This window comes from Mucilaginibacter sp. CAU 1740 (assembly GCF_039839285.1).
In the GTDB taxonomy this organism is placed as follows: domain Bacteria; phylum Bacteroidota; class Bacteroidia; order Sphingobacteriales; family Sphingobacteriaceae; genus Mucilaginibacter.
On record NZ_JBDOQS010000001.1, the window covers coordinates 342705 to 364966 of the forward strand.

A 22262-nucleotide genomic window follows, 5' to 3' on the forward strand; every position below is an offset into this window, starting at 1 on the left:
TGATCTCACAAGCGTTTTGACTGCTGTTGCGGTAGGCGAACATGTATTTATTGAAATCCCCAAAACTTTTTCTCAAATAAATTTGCGCAACTAAAAAGTTGCATATATATTCGCAACTCAGAAGTTGCATATTCAAAATGAAACCAGATATATTCCAGGCCATTGCCGATCCTACGCGCCGGGCTATTTTAACTTTAATAGCCATACAGGCCTTGACGCCCAATGCCATGGCCGAAAAGTTTGACATGACCCGCCAGGCCGTATCAAAACATATTAAAGTATTACAGGAGTGCGATTTGATCAAACCCGAACCTTCGGGCAGGGAAATTTATTATCATTTTAACGCCAAAAAGATGCAGGAATTTGACCACTGGTTAGCCCAGTTCAGGGAAAGCTGGAAAACCCAATTTAATCAATTGGATAAAGTACTATCAACACTTAAGCAACAGAAATAATGAAAAACGATTTGCTATTTGATTTCAATGTTGACAAAGCCGCCAAAACGGTATACATAACCCGCGAGTTTGATGCCGGGATCGATTTGGTATGGAACGCTTTTACTAAAGCCGAGATCCTTGACCAATGGGCGGCACCTGCGCCAATGCGCAGCAAAACCAAATACATGGATTTTACAGTTGGCGGCAAAAGGTTTTACGCCATGATCAGCCCGGACGGGGTGGAGAAATGGGTGTTTCAGAAATATACTTCTATCACCCCGAAAACCAATTTTAAACTCTATAATTCGTTTGCTGATAAAGACGAAAACCCAGAACCGGTTGGTTCTGAATGGGATTACAACTTCAGCGAGGAAGATGGCATAACCAAGGTGTATATCACCATCTATAATGAATCGCTCGAGCGGATGCAGAGCATAATGGAAGGCTTCAGAATAGGCTTTACCATGATGCTTAAAAACCTCGACGAGCTGTTCGCCGCTTCAAAACAAAACTAACCGAAACAAAATCAACTAAAAATAAAAATCATGAGAGCAATCAATCCCTGGATCAACTTCAACGGCAACGCCGAAGAAGCATTCACTTTTTACAAATCAGTTTTTGGCGGCGAGTTCAGCAAGATAGTCCGCTTTAAAGACCTGGCCAGCGAGGAATTTCAGGTTCCCGAACATGAGGCAGATAAAGTAATGCACATTGCCCTGCCAATTGGTAAAAGCAATGTGTTGGTAGCCAACGATGTTCCGGAATTTATGGGCCGCGTGAGCGAAAACGAGAACCGCTCAAAAATTTATGTGGTTACCGAAAGCCGTGAGGAAGCTGAGCATGTTTTTAACGGCCTATCGGCAGGCGGGGAAGTTGAAGGCCCAATTGGCGATAGTCCATGGGGTACTTATGCCGGTATGTTCAGGGATAAATATGGTATTGAATGGATTGTGGAGTTTGATCCGGGTTTATAGCCCATAGAGTTATTGCTTCTTGCCTACACAGGTTGTAGCATCCCGACTTACGAAGTTTTTAAAACTTCGTAAGTCTTAACCGCTTTGTCAGCCTCCTAACAATTAACCTCCAGCTTATATCCCTTGCCGCGTACAACAACAATGTTAACGTCAGGAGTGGATTCCAACTTTTTCCGGAGTTTTGATATAAACATATCCAGGCTGCGGCCTACAATAACGCCTTCATCCTCCCAGATCTCTTTTTGCAGGCGGCTTCTCGCTATAGTTTCATTAGGCGATGATGCAAAAATGAGCAATAAACGAGTTTCAGTTCCTGTCAGGTCTGTAGTTTGGCCGTTTATTACCAGTTGCTTTTCTTGTGTATCAAACTGGGCTGAGCCAATAGAGCGTATTTTGGCAGGTTGATTATCAGGTAAGCTTTTCCGGGGTTTGCCTGCTCTGAAAGCGATAAAACCAATAAATGCTAAAAATGGCAGACTGCCCAAAACATATCCATTTTTCGTGAAATTTAATCCTGCGGGTTTAAACTTAATATCAACTATGTAACATGCTTTGGGCTGTTTCCTTCCTTTGCAAGCTATGATATCATCTTTTTTGTTTTGAGATATGGCATATCCATAGGCTACGCCAGAGTTGCCGCATTTTATAATGTTAACCACGTAATCATTTGCAAGCGGGTCCGAAGCCAGCACACGCCGGGTAGTATTCACCAGCGAGTCTGGTTGAAAAGTAAGTTCATTTTCAAAGCTGATCTGGTATTCATTTTCGGCTATCTTTTTTACCGGAAGTACCCTCGAAGTTAAATCGCCCGATTGTGAGAGCAATTCATCTCCTATCTTTCGGAGCAAAACTTCCCGTCTGGCTTTGTCAAAGTCGCCATTGTCAGTGATGCTAAAGGCCACGCAGATCATAGTGATAAACCAGAGTGCCATCAACCCCAACAGGTATTTTCGCTTCCCAATAAGTAGGTTCATACTATTAGCCATCACGTTTACTTTTTATTTACAAAGTTTGCATTTTTATTTATAATCCTGATTTACAGGCACGAAAAATATCAAACTAATTTCGTCAAACAACCTGCTTTACCGGAAATTATCTGGAAAGCTTACTTCGCCTGTACATAGCAGGAGTTTGCCCTATTTTCGATTTAAAGATCCGGTTAAAGGCAGATTCTGATTGATAGCCAACGTTTGCTGCGATTTCGGATATGTTGCCGTTTTCGGTTATTAATAGCTTTTGCGCCTGCCTTACGCGCCAGTTGGTAAGGTAGCTTAAGGGTGTTTCATGCACCATTTTTTTAAACGTATTGAAAAAAACGGAGCGCGACATGCCGATCTCCAATGCCAGGGATTCTAAAGTCCAATCGTGTTGTGGAGAGTCCTGCATCAGCTTTAGTGCCTTGCTGATCCTTGAATCATTTAATGCCGAAAGAAAGCCGGTATTTGGCGGAGCTTGCTCCATATAGGCCCTAATAATATGGATAAACATAATTTCCGACAGGTTTTTCAGCACCACACTGCTTCCTGGTCTATCATTGTTGAGTTCTTCCAGCATTAATTGTGTAACCTGCTTTAATAAAACCTGGTTTTCTGTTGCGTACTGCCTGATGTGAATAATTGCTGGCAAATCCTTTAAAAAAGGGTGCAAGGGATGATAGTCAAACTCAAAGTGACCTGCTATGAGCATGGTTATATCACCATCTCTGTTAAAAACAGGGATCCCATCCCTGCGGTGTTTAACAAATTGGGGCGATGGCATCCGTAAGCTTGTAGATTTATCGGCAATCCAATGGGCACTACCATGGGGGACAAATACCAGATCGCCTTCCGCCATTTCTATAATACTACCATCCGGTGAGCCGATCATACAATTACCGCTCACCAATCTCCAAAATTGCGAATTTTCATCCTTAACAATATCTAAGCCCCAGGGGGCAGCAAGTGGAAATTTGCTGTAAACAACACTTTTAAGGTTAATTGCATTTAATATGGTACTTAAAGCGTCCATCTGTAAATTGATACTATTGAGCAAATATATAGTACTTTTTAGCGTTTTAAGTGTTGATTGGCCAGATACTTTTGTGTTATTAAATAATCAAGAAAATGACAACTCAAGAATTAGCTGATCGTTATAACGAACTTTTTCAAAAAAGGCAGGTAGCAGAGATCTATCAACAATTATATAGTGCCGATATTGTTTGTACCGAACCTGAGCATGCTTTGGCCATAGGCGTACCAACGGTAACCAAGGGTATTGAGGCCGTGTTAGCCAAATCAAAAGCCAGGCAGGAAATGATAGCAGAAGTACACAGCTTCTTCAGTAGTGAACCCGTAGTTGGCGGCGACTATTTTAGTGTAGCCATGGGCAGGGATATGACATTTAAAAATGGCCAGCGGGTGCAGGTGGCAGAGATCGCGGTTTTTGGCGTGAAGGACGATAAAATAGTTTCTGAAACCTTTTTCTATTAGTTCAACCGCAGATGCGTAAATGGGAACTGATATTGTCCATTTGCAGTCATCTATTGAGTTTTTTTATTCTGTGCACTGCATGCGTTCCTAATGCCATAAAAGCCGCTCTGCATTTGCAAAGCGGCTTTTGTAGTTTGTAAGGAGGCTGTATGAAAATTTATTCCACCAGCCCCACCAAAACATTGATCTTTAAAGATCACGCAGACCGCCATCCAGTAAAAGCTCGGCACCCAGCATAAAGGCCGAGTCTTCTGATGCGAGGTAAAGAGCTGCCGCGGCCAACTCATCTGAAGAGGCCACGCGTTTAACCGGCGTGAAATTTCCCATAGCTTCTTTCATTGCATTAGCCTCTTCAGCGCTGCCGGTTACCGAAGCAAATACCGGTGTATCAACAGGGCCGGGAGTTAAAGTGTTGACACGTATTTTCCGGTCGAGCAGATCGGCAGAAAAACTACGGGCCAGAGAGCGGACCGCTGCCTTAGTTGCCGAATAAGCTGCATGGTTAGGGATACCCTTTTCATTAACTGTTGAAGAAACAAGCACCACCGATGCGCCATCGTTTAATACAGGCAAAGCTTTTTGTACCGAAAAGAAAGCACCTTTAAAATTGATATCGCTTACCTGGTCAAATTGATCTTCGGTAAAATCTGCCAGCGGGCCTAAAACATAAACACCTGCATTAACTATAAGCGCATCTACTTTACCTAACTGGTTGGCTACGGTTTGATAGATGCGGGCCAGATCGGCTGTTTTGGAAACATCACCCTGGATACCCAGTGCATTAGGGCCGATCTCGGCAACTGCCTGATCAATGGTTTGCTGATTGCGGCCGGTGATGGCTACTTTAGCACCTTCCTGTGCAAAACGTTTTGCAATGGCTAAACCAATGCCGCTGGTACCCCCGGTAATAACGGCTACTTTATTGTTCAATTTTTGTGACATAACATTAAATTTTATATCACAAAGTTGAGGGTAATGGCACTTGCAGAACGATGAAGTAGCTTATGAAAAACGTGTGAACTGGTTCACTTTTTTCGCACTTTATCGTTACGGATCTTCGATAAAAATTCGCGGGTCATGTTCAGATAAGAGGCGAGTACATATTGCGGCAGGCGTTGTAACACTTGCGGGTATCTGGCAATAAACTCATTATACCGCTCTTCGGCGTTTTGTGTTAAATTAGATACGGTGCGCCTTGCAAGGTAAGCCGCTGTATGCTCAGCCATTAGCCTGAACAGAGTAGCTAATTCCCAATTGGCGTTTTTAAGTTGCTGCTCGGCCTGGTGATCGATCTGAAATATGATACTATTTTCCAACGCCTCTACAAATTGCGTGGCCGGGGTTTGATGGATATAGCTGTTATAGTCCGAAAGCCACCAGTCTTCCACCGCGAATTGTATGGTATGCTGGTTGCCTTTATCATCTATCACATATGAATGAAAAGCACCTTTCAATATGTAGATGCGGTATTTAGCTACAAAGCCGGGCTGGATGATCAATTGTTTTCTTTTGATCTTCACCACTTTGAATGCAGCGATAAGCCGCTCCATATTTTCGGGCGAAAGTTGGGTTTTGCGATTGATATTTTCAATAAAGCGGGAAAGGTCTTCCATCGTATTAAAATACAAATTAACATAATTTTCGGGAAGCGTTTTTAGTGAACCAGTTCACGCATTTTAAGTGTTAGGGCTAAGTAATATTGCCATCTGCCATCAGGACCGATCCTGACTGGAGTTAATAAATAACTATCATGGAAAAATTTGCCTTACTCGCCCGGCTGGAAGCTAAGCCGGGTAAAGAACAGGAAGTAGCTGATTTTATAAAAAGCGCCCTGCCGTTGGCCCAGGCCGAAACAGAGACTGTCCGTTGGTACGCCCTTCAAATCGGCCCATCTACGTTTGGTATTTTCGATACTTTTGCGGATGAAGCCGGCCGCGATACGCATTTGGTCGGCGAGATTGCCAAAGCGCTGATGGCTAAAGCACCCGAATTGCTGGCCGCTGATCCGGTAATTGAAAAAGTGGATCTGTTGGCGGTTAAGTAGGGCACATCACCTTATCTGCACAAAACAAAAAAAGCCCTCAAAATATCGTCCGGGGGGCTTTTGTTGTAATTTCAGAAGGTGATTGAGTTTATACAGCTTAAGGACGATTATTTTTTTAATGCTCCAACGTATTTAAAAGTAGTTAATAGTAGGCCTGTAGGTGTTGTCTTGGTATCAACAAAAGCAAGTTCCTGGGCATTGATGCTGTCTGATAATATGCGTTTGCCTTTGCCGAGTAGAATAGGGTAGGTGATCAGCACTACTTCGTCGGCCAATCCCTGTTCAAGCAGCAATGATGTTAAAGTTGAACTTCCTACGACGATCAGGTCCGGCCCGTCGGTTGATTTGAGGTTGAGGATAGCTTCGGTAATGTTTTCCGTTAAGCCTTCAACAGGCCCCCATTTCAGGCTTTCGGGTTGGTGGGTTACAATGTATTTGGTTGCCGCGTTTATGGCATTGGCCATCGGGAAGTCGCCGGCATTAGGCCAAAATTTGCTAAATATATCATAGGTGTTGCGGGCAAGCAGTAGGTCGAAGTTGGGGCCATAAGCATCTAAAAGCATAGCTGCTCCGGCAGGGCTTCTGTAAGGTGTTGTCCATGCGCCGTAAATGTAATCTCCATCGTGTTCTATCACGCCATCCAGCGAGATATGTTCAAAAATCCTGATCTTTCTCATCGTGTTTTCTTAGTTTTAATTATAAACCAAAGTTATACAGGATGAGCAGCGCCAATGAGGGGTGGTTGCGACTTGTGTCGGGCATTTATCACCAGTAACTTGATGTGAAGCTGATTGCCGGATAGGATGTTTTTTTCAATAATGTATTATTATTGCCCAATTAAGCCCCAGACCCATTAAGGTTATATTAAATGGATATTATTGAAACCAAAGTTCAGCTTCATTACCGTTACATACTTGCCTTTTTCGGCGCAATGGCTTTGCTGGGTACTTTCCTGTACTTTTTTTGCACATATTCGGAGCAAAGCCAGTCTGTTAAAATAGTTGTCTGCGCGGTTGTATTCATATCATATTTTGCCGGTATGCTCATAACCATTAAAAAGCTGACCAAAAACATTGTCTTCAAATTTGGGGAAAAGCTTTTTATTGAAATTCGCGATATTAAAACCAATAAATTGAGAGAGCAGTACCTGTTTTTTTATACAGATATCAGCTCATGCGAATTAAGCTCAGGGTCTGCTAAAACCTGCACTTTCATTTTGAACTTCAAAAATAGAAAGAAGCTCAAGTTGATATTGTTTTCAGATGAAGGTGGTTTTACAACAGCAAAAACAATTACGGGGGTTCAGATATATGAGAAACTGCACAGCTTAAATGCCGGGATAATACCTGCTAAGCCTCTTTTAATGAAAGGATTTGGTTCTGCCATTATCATATCGGTAATAGTTTTGCTGATTGTTAATGTATTGGTCCATCTTTTATACGATGGGAATGATCATACAAGCTTGCTGATCGGGTTGCCAACATCTGCAAGCCTAATATTAGGAACGTTGAGTGTTAGAAAAAAGCAATTGGACCTTTATAATGAAATGACGGCGCTGAAGGACGCCGCGAACCAGAAGATGATTTGAGTATAAATTTTAATATCTGATAGAGGATCTGTAAAAAGATTTTCAAAATGTTATTCTCGGAAAGTTATAATCTACAGCAATATAATGATCATAACTTTGACCTGAAAATGTCGCTTTTATCTCTTGTCTTAGCGCTGTATCTATTTGCTCTAAATCTGCTAAAGTAATGATGGTATCTTCAAATAAAGTATAGCTCACATAAACTAACGAACCGTTGGTTTCAAATTTAAAAGCCATTCCCAATTTTTCGTTTTTGTTGTGTAACTCTTGTTTCTTGTTATTTAAAAATTGATAAACTATAGATCTTACTTTATCCAGATCAACATGTATATCCGATTTACTGACTGGCATATCGTAATTATCTTTAGGTAGAGGAATCGGGCCTTGGTATTTATTCTTTTGAGAAGAAACGAACCACGATCTTTTGTTATTGACAGTTAGCGATGATTTTGTAATGTCAAACTTTTGGTTTCCTATAGTCGATACCCCTTCTGTGAATCTTGTTTGCGCACAGCTTGTCATGTTATAAAACAAAAAAACAAGCGTAATAAAAAATGTTGTCTTCATAAACAGTAACAATTTGAGTGGTTAAGTAAACTGATTAAAGCAGACGGATTTAAATATTTGTATTTGACATTCTAACTTACTCGCTTTTTAGTAAGTTTATTAAATAAAATGGCATTTTGACGAAAACAAAAAAGGCTGCAAATCATTTGCAGCCTTTTTTGTTTTGATATTAATTTCAGTAGCCCGTAGGGGAATCGAACCCCTGTTTGAAGAATGAAAATCTCCTGTCCTAACCCCTAGACGAACGGGCCATTTTTCATGGCCGAGGCAATTTGCGTTGCTGCCTCATCAACAGTAATTAATTAATAAAAAACCCTCCGAAGTTTTCAGAGGGTTTGTAGCCCGTAGGGGAATCGAACCCCTGTTTGAAGAATGAAAATCTCCTGTCCTAACCCCTAGACGAACGGGCCGTCTTTTTAAATTTTTTCCCTTGATTTGGGATTGCAAAGATAGGTATTGGTTGAGAAAATCAAAATGTTTTTTCAAAAAAAATTAAACGTTCTATAAAAGCGCCTGTTTTTCAGTGTGATAAATTAAAAATGGCTATGCGGACTTGCAATTTGTGTTGTGTTAAAGCTATCTTTATTCCGTAAAACAATCCAACTATTTATGAAAGCCATCTGGAATAACCAGGTCATTGCCGAAAGCAATGACACTATTGTTGTTGAAAATAACCACTACTTCCCTAAAGAAAGCGTTAAAGCCGAGTATCTTAAAGAAACTGATATCCACACTACCTGCCCATGGAAAGGTAAAGCCTCGTACTATACCCTTGAAGTTGACGGCAAAGAAAATCAGGATGCCGCCTGGTATTATCCCGAACCAAAAGAAGCAGCCACAAACATTACCAACTATGTAGCGTTTTGGAAGGGAGTAAAAATTACCGAATAAGCTATGAAAACTTACGATGCTATTGTGATAGGTGCAGGCCAGGCAGGTGCGCCGCTGGCTAAAAAGCTGGCCAACGCCGGTTTAAAAACCGTTATTATCGAAAAACGGTTTTACGGTGGTACCTGCGTTAATGATGGTTGTACGCCAACTAAAACCATGATAGCATCGGCCAAGGCTGCCTACATGGCCACTAAAAGTCATGAGCTGGGCGTAACGGTAAAAAAGTTTTCGGTTGATATGGCCGTTGTTAAAAAGCGCAAGGATGAAATTGTGCTGAAGTCGCGTAACGGCGGGTTGAAAGCAGCCGAGAAAACACGCAACCTTGATGTGGTTTTCGGAGAGGCGAGTTTTACCGGAGAGAAAACAGTTGAGGTTAAGCTGAACAGCGGCAAAGTACAAACATTTAAGGCCGATAAGGTTTTTTTAAACCCCGGCGCGTCGCCGTTGATCCCGGAGATAGAAGGGTTGAGCGAGGTTCAATTTCTTACTTCGACCACTATTCTCGATCTGGACTATGTGCCCGAGCATCTCGTTGTGCTTGGCGGTAATTATATCGGTTTGGAGTTTGGGCAGATGTTCAGGAGGTTTGGCAGCAAGGTTACCATTCTCGAAAAATCGGCAAGGATAGTGGCCCATGAGGATGAGGATATTTCGGCCGAAATGCAGAAAATCTTTGAATTGGAAAAAATCGATATCCTTACCAACACCCATGCTGTAAAGTTTAAACAGAAAGCAGGAGGGAAGATCACCGTTACTATCGACGAGAAAGGTACGGAGCGGAAAATTAAATGCACCCACGTACTGGTGGCCATTGGCCGCAAACCGCAAACCGAAGCGCTGAACTTGCCATCGGCCGGGATAGAGACCGACAAGGAAGGCCACATTAAAGTAAATGATAAACTGGAAACTTCGGCAGCGGGTGTTTATGCGCTTGGCGATGCTAAAGGTGGCCCCGCATTTACCCATATCTCCTATAATGATTATACCATAGTTTATCGCAACCTTATCGAAAAAGCTGATTTTAATATAAAAGACCGCCCGGTGCCATACTGTATGTTTACCGACCCGCAATTGGGTAGGGTAGGTATCGACGAAACTGAGGCCAAAAAACAAGGCATCAAATACAAAGTAGCCAAACTACCCATGGCCCACGTGGCCCGGGCCATTGAAACCGGCGATACCCGGGGCTTTATGAAAGCTATTGTTGATCCGGATACGAAAAGGATCCTGGGCGCTACAGTGCTCGGCCCCGAAGGTGGCGAGGTGATGACCGTATTGCAGATGGCCATGGAAGGCGGCATTACTTATGACAGGATCAGGTATTGCGTGTTCGCTCACCCGCTGTACTCCGAATCGTTAAATAACCTGTTCATGACCCTGGACAATTGATCCCATAAGCCTATGATAAAGGTTGACAATGTAAGCAAGCGGTTTGGGGATGTTAATGCTGTTGATGGTGTCTCGTTCGAGGTGCCTGAGGAGGAAACCCTTATTTTGCTGGGTACCAGCGGCTGCGGCAAAACCACTACGCTTAAAATGATCAACCGGTTGATAGAACCCACAAGTGGCAGCATTTATATCGACGGAAAAAACATTATGGAGCAGCAGCCAGAGGCATTGCGCCGGGGCATAGGTTATGTATTGCAAAATAACGGCCTGTTCCCTCACTATACCGTTGCCGAAAATATTGCCGTTGTACCCAATCTGTTAAAATGGGATAAACAAAAAACAGAAAAACGCATAGCTGAACTGATGGAAAAACTCCATCTGGATGCAACTTACTTAAAAGCCTATCCCAACGAACTAAGCGGCGGTCAGCAGCAACGGATAGGCCTCGCAAGGGCGCTGGTATCCGATCCGCCGGTTTTACTGATGGATGAGCCTTTCGGCGCGTTGGATAATGTTACCCGTTCAAAAATTCACGCCGAGTTTAAAGCTCTTGATGAATTGAAACGCAAAACCATTATCATGGTAACCCACGATGTGCAGGAAGCTTTTGAGTTAGGTGACAGGATCTGTCTGATGGATAAAGGCCGGATCATTCAATCCGGTACACCTGCTGATCTCCTTTTTAATCCGGTTAATGATTTTGTAAAGGAGTTTTTGAAGGAACAAAGACTTCTGCTGGAATTAAAAACAATTACAGTTAAATCGCTTTGGCATTTACTCCCTTCAAATGAAGAAATAAAAGGGTCTGGATCCGGAATACTGGTTGGCTCCAAAAGTGATTTATGGGTGACCCTGGAAAGAGCTACAATTTTGAAACCTCATCACCTTCATATAATAGATATTGAGGATAAAGAAGCGAAGACTGTATCTTTTGAATCTTTGATGTCGGCCTTTTATCAATATAAGAAAGAGAGCGGCCATGAATGAGCAGCAGCAAACTTTATGGCAGTTTATGCAGCAGCAATCGGGCAAATTGCAAGAGCAAACTTTGCAGCACATTGGCTTAACGTTTATTTCGTTATGCATTGCCGTGCTGGTGGGTTTGCCGCTGGGGATCCTTATCTCCCGTAAAAAACAATTATCGGGCATTGTTTTGGGGATTGCCGGTGTGCTGCAAACTATCCCGAGTATAGCTTTATTGGGTTTTATGATCCCGTTACTGGGTATTGGCCCCAAGCCTGCTATTGTAGCTTTGTTATTATACGCCCTGTTACCAATCATCCGTAATACTTACACCGGAATTTTAGAAGTTGATGCCGCGGTTAAAGAGGCGGCGACAGCCATGGGAATGAGCAAATGGCAGATCTTGTTTAAGGTTGAACTGCCCTTGGCCATGCCGGTAATTTTCGCGGGCATCCGCACGGCTACGGTGATCAATGTAGGGGTGGCTACTTTGGCTTCGCTGATAGCGGCCGGCGGTTTGGGTGAGTTTATTTTCGGCGGGATTTCGTTAAATAACACGAACATGATACTGGCGGGCGCTATCCCTTCAGCATTGCTGGCTGTTATTTTTGATGTGCTTTTATCGCTGGTGCAAAAAGTTAGCTTTAAAAAAATAAAAAAAGCACTGTATGTGCTACCTGTTTTACTGGTACTGCTTTGCCTGTTTTATCTTATCCCCGCAAAATCAAAAGGGAAACTTACCGCTGGTTTTACACCCGAATTTATGGGGAGGCAGGATGGCGATCTTGGCCTCAGGAGCAAGTATGGGCTGAAGATCCACACCATCGTGATCAGCGATGCAGTAATGTACAAGGCAGCCTTTGAAAAACAATTAGATGTGATCAGCGGATACTCCACTGATGGTCGTTTGAAAGCTTACAATTTGGTGGTTTTGGATGATGATAAACACATTTTTCCGCCTTATTATGCCGCGCCGATTGTGCGCGATGATGCCCTGAAAAAATTTCCTGACCTTGAAAAGACATTAAACCTACTCTCCGGAAAAATAAATGATTCGGTAATGACCGATTTAAATTACCGCACCGACTATCTTCACCAAAGCCCCGAGCGGGTGGCTAAAGACTTTCTGGTGGCACATAAATTGTGGCGTGTCGAACGCGGAGGGAATGATGGCGTGGTGCGCATCGGCTCAAAAATTTTTGGCGAGCAATACATACTGGCCAACATGTACAGCATGCTGATAAAGGGTTATACGGATCATGATGTATCAACCAAAACGGGCTTGGGTGGCACCAAGATCTGTTTTGATGCCATGACCAATAACCAGATTGATTTTTACTCGGAATACACCGGTACCGGACTGCTGGCCATATTACAGGCATCGCCCAAAACGGTTAACGAGGTAACAAAAAATAAAGACAGCACATATAACTATGTGCAGCAACAATTTGAAAAGCAATACCAGATAAAATGGCTTAAGCCTATTGGTTTTAACAACGCCTACGCTTTAATGATGCGACAGGAACAGGCAAATAAATTAGGAGTTAAAACAATTTCAAACTTAAAGAAGTATTTAGATAGTAAGTAACATAAATGGACTTAATAACACGTTACCAGGAGGTGCGCCGGCGTACCGAAAAAATTTGTTCGTACCTGCAAACCGAAGATTACGTGGTGCAGCCTGTGGTAGATGTTAGTCCGCCTAAGTGGCATATTGGCCATGTTACCTGGTTTTTTGAAACGTTTATCCTAAAACCTTACTTTATGGGTTACGAGGAGTATAACCCGGATTATAATTACGTTTTTAACAGCTATTACGAAACCGTTGGTAACCGGGTGATCCGTACGGATAGGGGTAACCTGAGCCGCCCTACGGTTATTGAAATTTACAGCTACCGTAAATATGTAGATGAGGCTATGGCGAATTTTCTTCGTGGCGAAATCAGTAATGATGTTAAAGAGTTGATGGTGCTTGGTTTTAATCACGAAGAACAGCATCAGGAACTATTGATGACTGATATTAAATATATTCTTGGTCATAATCCACTGTTCCCTGCTTACAATCCGGAGTATTCAGCGCCTCATTTTGAAGAATCCGCTGCAGATAGTTTTATCAAAATGGATGAAGGTATTTACGAGATAGGTTTTAACGGCGAGGGATTCAGCTTTGATAACGAGCTGAACCGCCATAAAGTATACCTTAACGCTTACGAAATAAGCCCTAAACTGGTAACCAATGCCGAATATCTGGAATTTATTAACAGCGGTGGATATCACGATTTCCGCCACTGGCATGCCGAAGGATGGGATTGGATAAACACCAACAAGGTTGAAGCACCGCTGTACTGGCACAATATTGATGGCGAATGGCATAATTACACGTACCACGGACTTGAACAATTACATTTAAAAGCCCCGGTAACGCATGTCAGCTATTTTGAGGCTTATGCATTCGCCTCATGGAAAGGCCTGCGCCTGCCTACCGAGTTTGAGTGGGAGGCCGCGGCAACCCAATTTTACTGGGGCCAACGTTGGGAATGGACCGAAAGTTCGTACCTGCCATACCCAGGTTTTGCCAAAGCGCCGGGTGCAATTGGTGAATATAATGGTAAATTTATGGTTAACCAGAAAGTATTGCGCGGAGCATCGGAAGTTACGCCGCCGGGGCATAGTCGCATCACATACCGCAACTTTTTTCAAACAAACTTACGCTGGCAGTTTACTGGCATCAGGCTTGCAAAATAAACCGGCATCAAACCACCACCTATGAACCAAGTTACTACAGAAGAAAAAGTGAGTTGTACTATTAGTGAAGAGAACAGGCAGTTTTATGCCGATGTTATAGCCGGGCTAAAATCAGAACCCAAGCACCTCGATTCGAAATATTTTTATGATGCCAACGGCGATAAGCTGTTCCAGGAGCTCATGAACTGCCCTGAATATTACCCAACCAATTGCGAGCTGGAGATCTTTTCGGAAAAAACAGCCGAGATCTGCGACGCGCTGATTGCCGATGGCGATGCGTTCGACTTGATTGAACTGGGTGCCGGTGATGCCACCAAATCAAGTTATCTCCTTAAATACTTGTTAGATAAAAAGGCCGATTTTACTTATCTGCCTATCGATATATCTGATAATGTAATATCATACCTCAACATTACTTTACCTGTTACCCTGCCCGGAATAAAAATAACCGGCCTTAATGGCGAGTATTTCCAGATGTTGAAGAAAGCGGCCGCCATTTCGCCACGGCGCAAAGTGGTGTTGTTTTTAGGATCGAACATAGGCAATATGCCCATCAACGATGCTATTGAATTTTGTCGCGAACTGCGTGGCAACCTATCCGAAGGCGATATGGTGTTGATAGGCATGGATCTGAAAAAAGATCCACGTGTTATCCTCGCGGCCTATAACGATAAAGACGGCATCACCCGCGAGTTTAACCTCAACCTGCTGCGCCGCATAAACCGCGAGCTGCATGCCGATTTTAAGGTAGATCAGTTTGAGCACTACCCAACCTACGATCCCGAAACAGGCGCATGCAAAAGTTACCTCATCAGTCTGCAAGACCAGGAAGTAATGATAGGCCACGAAAAGGTTAACTTCAAAAAGGACGAATACGTTTACATGGAGATCTCACAAAAGTTCACCATTATGCAAACCGATCAGATTGCCGTTAACACGGGCTTTCAGCCAATAGGCCAGTTTTTTGATACGAAGAAATGGTTTATTGATGCGGTTTGGGTGGCGGCATAACCATTGATGCTTTTTTGATTACGTTGATTTCGCTGATGTTGTCTGAATCAGAATTTTAGAATATACAGAATGCTAAGCAAATTCGATAAATTCCTATAATTCCCCCAAATTCGAGTTCTGACAAAAGAAAAAATCAACGTAATCATCTTAATCAACGGTTCATAGCACCTTCGGGTTCAACTCCGAATCAATCACACCGCCAATAGGTTTCCCCATCAGCCATTTATGATGGTCGCTCTTCTGCCAATCATTTTTATAGGGCGTAATTCTTGCGCCATCGGCCACATAAATAATCGTCATGATCTCGCGCATTTTATCCGAATTATTACCGGGGGCATTGTGAATAGTAAAACCCCGGTGCCAGGTGGCATCGCCGGCCTGCATAGTTCGGGCGCGGGTTATTTCAAAACCTCTTCCTTTCACGTATTCATCGAATGCCGACTCCGACTCATCTGAAATTTCTGTATTAAATATAGCGCCGTTCCTGTCCGATCCGGAGGCGAAAGTGAGCATTCCCATATCTACATCAATATCCACCAGTGGCATCCACAACGTTACGGTGTTGTGGGTATCAATAGGCCAGTAATATTGATCTTGGTGCCAGGGGGTAGGGCCACCTCCGGGCTCTTTAAACAGGGCCTGATCGTGGTAAATGCGCACGTTTTCAACACCCATCAGGTCGGCGGCTATTTTGGCGAGGCGTTTGGCCATTACAAAAGTTTTTACATCCTCATCTACTTGCCACAGGTTCATGATCTGTAAAAAAGCTTTGCCATAAGTATCGCGGTCTGCCAATTGGCGTTTTTCGGTGTTGTAGCGGTCGGCGGCGCCAACAATTACCGGGCGATAGGCATTAATTTCTTCTTTTGTAAGCACTTCTTTCACAAGGGTATGGCCTTTTTCACGAAATTCATTAATATTGTGGTTGGATAATTTTATAAAGTTATCAAGCGGTGGTAGATGAGCGATCTGTGCATTCATGATTTTTAGGTTTATATCTCAAAGTAAGCTTATCTTTAAATGAAAAAAAATGAAATGAATGGTGCATTTATGGGTGATTTTATCCGTAATTTAAATTAATATTATTTTTACGCTAAAATATGCAATGATAAAAGCCTCGTACGAAGTTCTTCAGCCCGCCAACACCCAATCGTTTCTTATTCGTAAGTTCGATAAACTGGCATTTGATGCTCCTTATCATTTTCATGAGGAGTATGAGCTTACCTGCGTTGTAAGCGGTAGCGGTAAGCGCTACGTAGGCAGCCACATGGAAGATTTTGCCTCCGGCGACCTGGTGCTGCTTGGCCCAAACCTGCCACACTGCTGGAAACTGGAATCGAACGAGCAAAACCTTCGTTCGGCCAGCGCTGTAGTGATCCAGTTTAATGATGCTTTTTTAGGTGAGGATTTTTTCAACAAGTTCGAACTGCAACTCATCAAAAAACTGTTTCAACAAGCGGGTTGCGGGGTTGCTTTTCGCGGGGAGATAGCTAAAGAAGTAAACCAGATGTTATTGAATTTGGTTGAAGAAAAAAGCAATTTCAGGATCTTGATAGGTTTATTGGAGATTTTGCACCGCCTGGCCTCATCCGAAGATTATGCCCTGCTTGATCAGCACCGTATTGTTGCTGAGCGTTCCATTACCGAGCGTGAACGTATTAACCCGGTGTTTGCTTATCTGGTTGAGAATTTCCGTAAGCAGGTATCGTTAGATAAGGCGGCAAGTATTGCCAATATGACGCCCAACGCGTTTTGCAAGTACTTTAAAAAGGTTACCCGTAAAACATTTATGGAAACCATTATCGAGTACCGCTTAAACTATGCCATACAACAACTGGTGCAAACGGATAAGCCGATATCAGAGATCTCGTACGAAAGTGGTTTTGGAGATGTATCGCACTTTTACAAAATGTTTAAGGCCAAAATGAATTTAAGTCCGTTAAACTATCGTAAAAGGTTTGTGCGCAATTTGGCTGGCGATAAAAAGCTATCGGCTTAGTTTACGTTGATAATGCCGCGTTTAATGGCATAAATTACCAGCCCTACTAAATTTTTTGATCCTGTTTTTTCGAATAATCTCGCCCGGTATCCCTCAACCGTGCGTACGCTCAGAAAAATTTTATCGGCAATTTCCTGGTTCGAGCATTCCTGGCAAACCAGCTTGAGCACTTCTATTTCGCGTTCGTTAAGGTCGGTTTTGTTGCTGGCCGCACTTTCGGATGGATCGTTGCCTACCAGTTGTTTAATGAGGGTAATAGATAAGTGCTCGTTAAAATAAAAGCCTTTACTGTAAACAGTTGATACAGCTTCAATGATCTCTTCCGGCTCGGCATTTTTAAGCAGGTAGCCCGATGCGCCGGCCTTCATCATATCAACAATATACTTATCCTCGTTAAACATGGATAGGGCAAGGATCTTGATATCCTTAAAGTGCTGGTGCACATGGGTAGCGGTTTGGATGCCGTCCATCTCGGGCATTTTGATATCCATCAGGATAACATCCGGCGTTTTGGTGGCCAGCAAACCAACAAGCTCTTTTCCGTTTGACGCTTCGAGTATAATTTCAAAATCCTCGCATTCTTCAAGCGTAGCTTTTAAACCATTTCTGAAAATTTTATGGTCGTCTACTATACCTAATTTGATAGGGCCCATTGCTTACTTTAAAAAATCAAATAATCAATAAATATAGGCTATTGATTTTAACTATACTACTTTTAATTTAATGATGGTGATAGCTCCGCTTTGAGCCTTGCTGTATGTATTGATTTCACCGTTAATGAGTTGCACGCGGCTTTGTAGGTTTTTAAGGCCGAAGCCGTGCTTTACATCCGTCATGTCAAACCCCTTGCCGTTATCCTTAAACTCCATCACCAGGTAACCGGCATCCATGCTAATGGTAAGGTTGATCAAGGTTGCTTCCGAATGTTTGATGGCATTGCCAAACAGTTCCTGCGCTATGCGGTACAAGGCCAGCTCAATTTCGTGCGGGAAACGTTTATCGGTAATATTTTTGGTGTACTTAACCTTGATATGCGTGTTTTGCTCAACTTTATTACACAAAGCTTCTATAGCTGCCAGTAAACCATAATCAGTAAGGATAGGCGGCAACACATTCTGGATGATATTCCTGATCTCCTGGATACATTCATCGGCCAGTTTGCGGGTATCCATCAACAGCGGCTGGGTAACTTCGTTTACACAATTTTTATCCAGCCGGTGCAGGTTCAGTTTAATAGCCGAAAGCACCTGGCCAACACTATCGTGCAGATCTTCGGCCAGGCGCTTGCGTTCACTTTCCTGGGTTTCAAACACGGCGTTCATCAGGTCAATTTGCCGGGCGTCGTGCAGTGCACGTACCTCGGCCTGGTTTTTAAGCATTCTTCGCTGGTAAATAATTACGAAGAAGAATAGGAAAATGATTAGTACAACAACCACCAATGTCCCGATGATGAGGACGGGGATTAGGCCGTTTTGGGTTACTTGTAAAAGGGGATTGTTGTACATAAATGATAGCTCAAAACTTTATAAGGGCTTTTATCCATCCGTATTTTGTGGCTTACAAAGCAAGGCTACGGTGTATATTAGGTTTGTAATAATATTTGTTATGCTAAATATAACGTAATAATCTGGTTTGTCCTTATCTGGTATCCTGCTAAAAAGCATAAATAAAAAAATATTCACCGCCGAGTAAAATAATACGCCAGAGTTAAACCAGAACAAGCCTTGTTTTTCAATATGAACAAAGGTTTGCGGATTTAAAAGTTGGTAAAAGTAACTCAGTGAAAGTATGATCAGCAGCAGGCTTGAAGCCGTGTTTGATACCGATGGGTATTCGAGCGGGTGTCGTGCATAAAACAATACAATACTCATGGTTGCGATAGCCAGAACCAGTGTTATTATTTTTAAAACTGAATTGCGAAATAGGTTATAGTAAATAAGACTGAAAAATATGATGCTGATCGTTACAAATATATGAAGTACTGGATTGGTGTTTAAAGGATGGCCTGTATTGGGCTTAAAGTGATAAGAAAGCCACATAGACCAGTCAAACACAGTTGATATTAATAAGAACAATGCTAATAATCTCATTAATTTATCTAAACGCTTGTAATTATATGCGGCAGCCAATACCGGGGATAGGCCGGATATCACCGATATGTTCATCAATAATACGCTTACAAGCATGAGGTAGATAGTTAAATATTAATCTTTTGTCAATACGTTTTGCGGACAACCAGCTGTTCCTGGGCAAGGCACAGCTTGCTCGCCAACAATATTTTGTTTTTCGGCTTTCATTAACTTGAAAGTTTGAGCACCTGCAGGCGGGGTAGCCTCTGCAACTTTATTATCATCAGGCAATTGATCTTCACCATCAGCGGTTACTCCGGTAATGATAAAATGCTGCTGACCGCGCACATCTGCAATAGCATGTAACAGGAAATTACTTATGGAAACCCAAAACTTTTGCCACCCATTTAACTTTTGATCGTTTGCATAATAAATGCGGATTCCCATACAGCCATCCTGACTTAGTATGGTATTTAATATTTCCTGACCGAAAAATTGAGAAATGATATCCTTAGGGTTACGGTGCCTGTGATTCTTTGTCCATTCGGCGGCGATGTTAATGTCAATTGGTGCGCCTTCCTGGCCGGTGATAGGTGATGATGGTCGTCTGTCTTGTGTTTCCATTGAAAATAGATAATAAGGATGTTTAGTTTTTATATAAAACTAAGGCTAATACGTAACTATTTCAATTTCGATACAGAGCGAATAATTAGGCTGTTCGGTTTTTTATTTAATTAACTTATTGATTATTAGTAATTTGATTTTGTTTAGGGGTTAATTAACCTACTCTTAATACGTATTTTTACGTAACAGAAACTGTAATCTTACGTGTATATAAAAAAGCTTCTTTTAAGTGTTTTTAGCTTTAAGGCCTACCGCTTTCGTTATTGTAAAAAATGTTTTTAATTAATATTAAAATATGAAATGTATTTATTAAATTGCTTTTAATATTAAGCCACTGACCTCCTAAAACCTAAAATGTGATAGCAAAGCGTTTTTCCCGGAAGGAGAGGCGCTTTTTTATTTCCCTTTTTCTTCCAATCCGTAGTTATACGCAGTCCAACTTTCTAAAATTACGCTAATACATTGCGTACAACCACAGGCTATAATAGCGTATTGGCAACCTTGTTTACCGACCGCTTTAACCCAAACTTTGACTTGACCGGTAAGCCACACCTTAACCATACCGGGCGGAGTATGCTGAAAATCCAACATCAAAGAGTAAGCCAGTACAAAAAATCTAACCAAAAAACCTATGAATTACATTATTAAAGGAAACCTACGCGGTTTATTATGTTCGGACTGCGAACTGCCTGTTGCGGGCACATCGGTAAAAGTTTACAAACCTGCCGACCAGCAAAATGAAACCCGCCTCGCCGTTGCCGATCCTAAGCAAACCTTTCACCTGGTAACTGATGATGAACTAAAAACTAAAGAACGCCTGTTCATAGTTCAGGCCGATGTGCAGGAAAACGGCGATTTCAGCATCGAAATAGATGGCGCTAAAACTGGTTACGAAGGAGGAAGTGTAGATGTTGATTGGTATTGCGGCAACGAACCATTCAAAATTCCGTTGCCAAAAAAGGGCCCGGTACTGCAGTTCCATATTACCACGCTGCAGCCGCTTTATAAAAGCACACAGGAAAACGCGCAATACGCCAGGTTTGATTACCGGATAGACCCAAAATGGTTTTGCCGTATCTTAACCCTGTTGGATATTTGGGTGGTTTGTGGATATGTTACTGATTGCGAAACTAAAAAGCCGATAGCCGGTGTTAAAGTGTTTGCTTACGATGTTGATTTGCTGCAGGATGATTATTTAGGCAATGCCTATACCGATAGCACAGGAAAGTTCACCATTGTATATCCGGGAGATAATTTCAGGAAAACCCTGCTACCATGGTTGAATGTGGAATGGCCAGCCGGTCCGGATTATTATTTTAGGGTTGAAAGTTCATCGGGCAATGTTCTGCTGGCCGAAGACCGCACCCGTGGCCGTCAAAACGATCGCCACAATGCCAATAACTGTTTCTGTGTGAAACTTTGTATTAAAGATGGCGGCATCCTTACCAGCGATACACCATGGTTTACATCGGTTGGCAATTTCAGTATTACATCAGATATTGACGGAAGCGGCAAAACGCTCATCAGCAAATTTGGCGCAGGTGGCACAGGCTATGGATTCTTCAGTTCGGTGAAGTTAGGGGGCTATGCCACTAAAAAAGTACCTACGGCGCCCGCAAGCGTGCTTTATTACCGCTTTTTATTCTCTACCGATAATGTGAACTACAGCCCGGTTACTACCGCACAAATGGAAGCTACTGCGCTTAAGGTTGCCACCCGCCAAATTACCTGGAATGGTACTACCGCTTTTCAGAATGTGGTGATAGATATTAACCAACCAGCATCAGTACCGGATAGCGTACTGGCCGATAATTACCCTAACCCGATCCCCGATCATGTGCTGCACCCTGATGCCAATGGTTGGGTGCGGGTAGATCAGCCTGCATTGGATAATGGCTTTTACGGTTCGCTGTTCTATCTAAACACCGCTACCATAGTTGGCGGCGGAGATGCCAGCACCGGATTGACGCCAGGTTTAGCTGTACCGGCTGCTGATCAGAAAAACGGCAAAATGATCTACATTAAATTCCAAACCACCGATGATCCGGCTAATGCCGCATCGCCAAACCTGAACACGCAATCGCTCATAGGCCAGATCTATGTAAATAACTGGAACGAAGTAAACCTGCTGAAACTGGAAGAGCTTTTTGCCGGAGGAGGAAGTGGCTGTACCCCGGTAAACGCCAGCGCTCATGCCGATTATACGGTTGATCATGAACTGATAGCAAGTTGGGCTTTGGGTGTATGGTCTAACGCTACAGCAACTATTACAGGCTTGCCAAGCGGGGCAACCCCACGTGGCGACGCTAAAAAGTTTGATATGGCTGCACCCGCGCCTTTTGTTTTAACCCCGCCTTTTAGCGCATGGCCCTCATGCGCCTATAGCCTAACCCTTACAACTTATCGCAAATTAACCACCGGCGAAGTTAACGATCAGGGTAAAACGAACCAGGTTATTTTTTGCAAATAACCTGCATGTGGAAGGGAGAACGG

At 42.8% G+C, this 22262-nt stretch carries 26 protein-coding genes and 2 tRNA genes; 14 read left to right on the forward strand and 14 right to left on the reverse strand.

Annotated elements, in window-relative coordinates:
• The first annotated feature begins 137 nt into the window (after positions 1 to 137).
• From AAFN85_RS01535 to AAFN85_RS01545, 3 genes are read left to right on the forward strand one after another with little or no spacing between them, the layout of a single operon-like run.
• Positions 138 to 455, forward strand: coding sequence for a metalloregulator ArsR/SmtB family transcription factor (locus AAFN85_RS01535; protein WP_347525191.1), 318 nt, complete (start codon positions 138 to 140; stop codon positions 453 to 455).
• Positions 455 to 952, forward strand: a complete 498-nt coding sequence (locus AAFN85_RS01540; RefSeq protein ID WP_347525192.1) for an SRPBCC domain-containing protein — start codon at positions 455 to 457, stop codon at positions 950 to 952. Before AAFN85_RS01535 ends, AAFN85_RS01540 begins: the two co-directional genes overlap by 1 nt.
• 30 nt (positions 953 to 982) lie before the next feature.
• Complete coding sequence (locus AAFN85_RS01545) at positions 983 to 1411, forward strand: VOC family protein (protein ID WP_347525193.1); 429 nt, start codon at positions 983 to 985, stop codon at positions 1409 to 1411.
• Between the two features lie 95 nt (positions 1412 to 1506).
• Here AAFN85_RS01545 and AAFN85_RS01550 read toward each other — a convergent pair whose 3' ends face one another.
• Positions 1507 to 2385, reverse strand: coding sequence for a winged helix-turn-helix domain-containing protein (locus AAFN85_RS01550; protein WP_347525194.1), 879 nt, complete (start codon positions 2383 to 2385; stop codon positions 1507 to 1509).
• A gap of 118 nt (positions 2386 to 2503) precedes the next feature.
• The gene (locus tag AAFN85_RS01555) at positions 2504 to 3418 is read right to left on the reverse strand and encodes an AraC family transcriptional regulator (protein ID WP_347525195.1); all 915 of its coding nucleotides are present in this window, start codon (positions 3416 to 3418) and stop codon (positions 2504 to 2506) included.
• 95 nt (positions 3419 to 3513) lie between these two features.
• Between AAFN85_RS01555 and AAFN85_RS01560 the strand changes: the two genes are divergently transcribed.
• Positions 3514 to 3879, forward strand: coding sequence for a nuclear transport factor 2 family protein (locus AAFN85_RS01560; protein ID WP_347525196.1), 366 nt, complete (start codon positions 3514 to 3516; stop codon positions 3877 to 3879).
• Positions 3880 to 4068: 189 nt separating this feature from the next.
• On the opposite strand, the gene AAFN85_RS01565 is transcribed toward AAFN85_RS01560, so the two are convergent.
• Positions 4069 to 4821 (reverse strand): SDR family oxidoreductase, encoded by a 753-nt coding sequence (locus AAFN85_RS01565; protein WP_347525197.1) that lies wholly within the window; start codon positions 4819 to 4821, stop codon positions 4069 to 4071.
• Positions 4822 to 4904: 83 nt separating this feature from the next.
• The gene (locus AAFN85_RS01570) at positions 4905 to 5492 is read right to left on the reverse strand and encodes a Crp/Fnr family transcriptional regulator (RefSeq protein ID WP_347525198.1); all 588 of its coding nucleotides are present in this window, start codon (positions 5490 to 5492) and stop codon (positions 4905 to 4907) included.
• A 137-nt stretch (positions 5493 to 5629) separates the two neighbouring features.
• Here AAFN85_RS01570 and AAFN85_RS01575 point away from each other — a divergent pair, with 137 nt between their 5' ends.
• Complete coding sequence (locus tag AAFN85_RS01575) at positions 5630 to 5923, forward strand: antibiotic biosynthesis monooxygenase (protein ID WP_347525199.1); 294 nt, start codon at positions 5630 to 5632, stop codon at positions 5921 to 5923.
• 107 nt (positions 5924 to 6030) lie between these two features.
• Here AAFN85_RS01575 and AAFN85_RS01580 read toward each other — a convergent pair whose 3' ends face one another.
• Complete coding sequence (locus AAFN85_RS01580; RefSeq protein ID WP_347525200.1) at positions 6031 to 6600, reverse strand: dihydrofolate reductase family protein; 570 nt, start codon at positions 6598 to 6600, stop codon at positions 6031 to 6033.
• A 182-nt stretch (positions 6601 to 6782) separates the two neighbouring features.
• Positions 6783 to 6905: a hypothetical protein gene (locus tag AAFN85_RS01585; protein ID WP_347525201.1), complete on the reverse strand. Its 123-nt coding sequence runs from the start codon at positions 6903 to 6905 to the stop codon at positions 6783 to 6785.
• A gap of 57 nt (positions 6906 to 6962) precedes the next feature.
• Here AAFN85_RS01585 and AAFN85_RS01590 point away from each other — a divergent pair, with 57 nt between their 5' ends.
• The gene (locus tag AAFN85_RS01590; protein ID WP_347525202.1) at positions 6963 to 7511 is read left to right on the forward strand and encodes a hypothetical protein; all 549 of its coding nucleotides are present in this window, start codon (positions 6963 to 6965) and stop codon (positions 7509 to 7511) included.
• Positions 7512 to 7553: 42 nt separating this feature from the next.
• Here the strand turns inward: AAFN85_RS01590 and AAFN85_RS01595 are convergent, their stop codons facing one another.
• From AAFN85_RS01595 to AAFN85_RS01605, 3 genes are all read right to left on the reverse strand, one after another.
• Complete coding sequence (locus tag AAFN85_RS01595) at positions 7554 to 8078, reverse strand: hypothetical protein (RefSeq protein WP_347525203.1); 525 nt, start codon at positions 8076 to 8078, stop codon at positions 7554 to 7556.
• A gap of 179 nt (positions 8079 to 8257) precedes the next feature.
• Positions 8258 to 8329: transfer RNA gene (locus tag AAFN85_RS01600), tRNA-Glu, on the reverse strand.
• An 87-nt stretch (positions 8330 to 8416) separates the two neighbouring features.
• Positions 8417 to 8488 (reverse strand) — tRNA-Glu (locus AAFN85_RS01605).
• 199 nt (positions 8489 to 8687) lie between these two features.
• Here AAFN85_RS01605 and AAFN85_RS01610 point away from each other — a divergent pair.
• From AAFN85_RS01610 to AAFN85_RS01635, 6 genes are read left to right on the forward strand one after another with little or no spacing between them, the layout of a single operon-like run.
• Positions 8688 to 8969, forward strand: coding sequence for a DUF427 domain-containing protein (locus AAFN85_RS01610; RefSeq protein ID WP_347525204.1), 282 nt, complete (start codon positions 8688 to 8690; stop codon positions 8967 to 8969).
• A 3-nt stretch (positions 8970 to 8972) separates the two neighbouring features.
• The gene (locus tag AAFN85_RS01615) at positions 8973 to 10358 is read left to right on the forward strand and encodes a mercuric reductase (protein WP_347525205.1); all 1386 of its coding nucleotides are present in this window, start codon (positions 8973 to 8975) and stop codon (positions 10356 to 10358) included.
• Positions 10359 to 10370: 12 nt separating this feature from the next.
• Entirely contained in the window at positions 10371 to 11345 is a 975-nt protein-coding gene (locus tag AAFN85_RS01620) for an ATP-binding cassette domain-containing protein (RefSeq protein WP_347525206.1), read from the forward strand.
• Positions 11338 to 12909, forward strand: coding sequence for an ABC transporter permease/substrate-binding protein (locus AAFN85_RS01625; protein ID WP_347525207.1), 1572 nt, complete (start codon positions 11338 to 11340; stop codon positions 12907 to 12909). The genes AAFN85_RS01620 and AAFN85_RS01625 overlap by 8 nt, the downstream gene beginning before the upstream one ends.
• Positions 12910 to 12914: 5 nt before the next feature.
• Complete coding sequence (gene egtB, locus AAFN85_RS01630; RefSeq protein WP_347525208.1) at positions 12915 to 14066, forward strand: ergothioneine biosynthesis protein EgtB; 1152 nt, start codon at positions 12915 to 12917, stop codon at positions 14064 to 14066.
• Positions 14067 to 14087: 21 nt separating this feature from the next.
• On the forward strand, positions 14088 to 15077 hold the full coding sequence (locus AAFN85_RS01635) for an L-histidine N(alpha)-methyltransferase (protein WP_347525209.1): 990 nt from the start codon (positions 14088 to 14090) through the stop codon (positions 15075 to 15077).
• Between the two features lie 159 nt (positions 15078 to 15236).
• Here AAFN85_RS01635 and AAFN85_RS01640 read toward each other — a convergent pair whose 3' ends face one another.
• A complete protein-coding gene (locus AAFN85_RS01640; protein WP_347525210.1) occupies positions 15237 to 16058 on the reverse strand; it encodes a phytanoyl-CoA dioxygenase family protein in 822 nt (273 codons plus the stop codon).
• A gap of 124 nt (positions 16059 to 16182) precedes the next feature.
• Here AAFN85_RS01640 and AAFN85_RS01645 point away from each other — a divergent pair, with 124 nt between their 5' ends.
• Positions 16183 to 17076, forward strand: a complete 894-nt coding sequence (locus AAFN85_RS01645; protein WP_347525211.1) for an AraC family transcriptional regulator — start codon at positions 16183 to 16185, stop codon at positions 17074 to 17076.
• Here AAFN85_RS01645 and AAFN85_RS01650 read toward each other — a convergent pair.
• The 4 genes from AAFN85_RS01650 to AAFN85_RS01665 all read right to left on the reverse strand — a co-directional run bounded on the left by AAFN85_RS01650 (position 17073) and on the right by AAFN85_RS01665 (position 19769).
• Positions 17073 to 17729 (reverse strand): response regulator transcription factor, encoded by a 657-nt coding sequence (locus tag AAFN85_RS01650; RefSeq protein WP_347525212.1) that lies wholly within the window; start codon positions 17727 to 17729, stop codon positions 17073 to 17075. The two genes, AAFN85_RS01645 and AAFN85_RS01650, sit on opposite strands and share 4 nt — an antisense overlap.
• A 51-nt stretch (positions 17730 to 17780) precedes the next feature.
• Positions 17781 to 18581, reverse strand: a complete 801-nt coding sequence (locus AAFN85_RS01655; RefSeq protein ID WP_347525213.1) for a sensor histidine kinase — start codon at positions 18579 to 18581, stop codon at positions 17781 to 17783.
• Between the two features lie 30 nt (positions 18582 to 18611).
• Positions 18612 to 19205, reverse strand: a complete 594-nt coding sequence (locus AAFN85_RS01660; RefSeq protein WP_347525214.1) for a hypothetical protein — start codon at positions 19203 to 19205, stop codon at positions 18612 to 18614.
• Between the two features lie 75 nt (positions 19206 to 19280).
• Positions 19281 to 19769, reverse strand: coding sequence for a hypothetical protein (locus AAFN85_RS01665; RefSeq protein WP_347525215.1), 489 nt, complete (start codon positions 19767 to 19769; stop codon positions 19281 to 19283).
• A gap of 631 nt (positions 19770 to 20400) precedes the next feature.
• Between AAFN85_RS01665 and AAFN85_RS01670 the strand changes: the two genes are divergently transcribed.
• Positions 20401 to 22239: a hypothetical protein gene (locus AAFN85_RS01670; protein WP_347525216.1), complete on the forward strand. Its 1839-nt coding sequence runs from the start codon at positions 20401 to 20403 to the stop codon at positions 22237 to 22239.
• Positions 22240 to 22262: the final 23 nt, after the last annotated feature.

Coding starts and splice junctions, on each gene's coding strand:
- AAFN85_RS01535 (WP_347525191.1), top strand. CDS start 138: ATGAAACCAGATATATTCCAGGCCATTGCCGATCCTACGCGCCGGGCT.
- AAFN85_RS01570 (WP_347525198.1), bottom strand. CDS start 5,492: ATGGAAGACCTTTCCCGCTTTATTGAAAATATCAATCGCAAAACCCAA.
- AAFN85_RS01565 (WP_347525197.1), bottom strand. CDS start 4,821: ATGTCACAAAAATTGAACAATAAAGTAGCCGTTATTACCGGGGGTACC.
- AAFN85_RS01575 (WP_347525199.1), top strand. CDS start 5,630: ATGGAAAAATTTGCCTTACTCGCCCGGCTGGAAGCTAAGCCGGGTAAA.
- AAFN85_RS01655 (WP_347525213.1), bottom strand. CDS start 18,581: ATGTACAACAATCCCCTTTTACAAGTAACCCAAAACGGCCTAATCCCC.
- AAFN85_RS01635 (WP_347525209.1), top strand. CDS start 14,088: ATGAACCAAGTTACTACAGAAGAAAAAGTGAGTTGTACTATTAGTGAA.
- AAFN85_RS01595 (WP_347525203.1), bottom strand. CDS start 8,078: ATGAAGACAACATTTTTTATTACGCTTGTTTTTTTGTTTTATAACATG.
- AAFN85_RS01610 (WP_347525204.1), top strand. CDS start 8,688: ATGAAAGCCATCTGGAATAACCAGGTCATTGCCGAAAGCAATGACACT.
- AAFN85_RS01650 (WP_347525212.1), bottom strand. CDS start 17,729: ATGGGCCCTATCAAATTAGGTATAGTAGACGACCATAAAATTTTCAGA.
- AAFN85_RS01645 (WP_347525211.1), top strand. CDS start 16,183: ATGATAAAAGCCTCGTACGAAGTTCTTCAGCCCGCCAACACCCAATCG.
- AAFN85_RS01555 (WP_347525195.1), bottom strand. CDS start 3,418: ATGGACGCTTTAAGTACCATATTAAATGCAATTAACCTTAAAAGTGTT.
- AAFN85_RS01670 (WP_347525216.1), top strand. CDS start 20,401: ATGAATTACATTATTAAAGGAAACCTACGCGGTTTATTATGTTCGGAC.
- AAFN85_RS01560 (WP_347525196.1), top strand. CDS start 3,514: ATGACAACTCAAGAATTAGCTGATCGTTATAACGAACTTTTTCAAAAA.
- AAFN85_RS01640 (WP_347525210.1), bottom strand. CDS start 16,058: ATGAATGCACAGATCGCTCATCTACCACCGCTTGATAACTTTATAAAA.
- egtB (WP_347525208.1), top strand. CDS start 12,915: ATGGACTTAATAACACGTTACCAGGAGGTGCGCCGGCGTACCGAAAAA.
- AAFN85_RS01625 (WP_347525207.1), top strand. CDS start 11,338: ATGAATGAGCAGCAGCAAACTTTATGGCAGTTTATGCAGCAGCAATCG.
- AAFN85_RS01550 (WP_347525194.1), bottom strand. CDS start 2,385: ATGAACCTACTTATTGGGAAGCGAAAATACCTGTTGGGGTTGATGGCA.
- AAFN85_RS01615 (WP_347525205.1), top strand. CDS start 8,973: ATGAAAACTTACGATGCTATTGTGATAGGTGCAGGCCAGGCAGGTGCG.
- AAFN85_RS01620 (WP_347525206.1), top strand. CDS start 10,371: ATGATAAAGGTTGACAATGTAAGCAAGCGGTTTGGGGATGTTAATGCT.
- AAFN85_RS01590 (WP_347525202.1), top strand. CDS start 6,963: ATGCTCATAACCATTAAAAAGCTGACCAAAAACATTGTCTTCAAATTT.
- AAFN85_RS01545 (WP_347525193.1), top strand. CDS start 983: ATGAGAGCAATCAATCCCTGGATCAACTTCAACGGCAACGCCGAAGAA.
- AAFN85_RS01665 (WP_347525215.1), bottom strand. CDS start 19,769: ATGGAAACACAAGACAGACGACCATCATCACCTATCACCGGCCAGGAA.
- AAFN85_RS01540 (WP_347525192.1), top strand. CDS start 455: ATGAAAAACGATTTGCTATTTGATTTCAATGTTGACAAAGCCGCCAAA.
- AAFN85_RS01580 (WP_347525200.1), bottom strand. CDS start 6,600: ATGAGAAAGATCAGGATTTTTGAACATATCTCGCTGGATGGCGTGATA.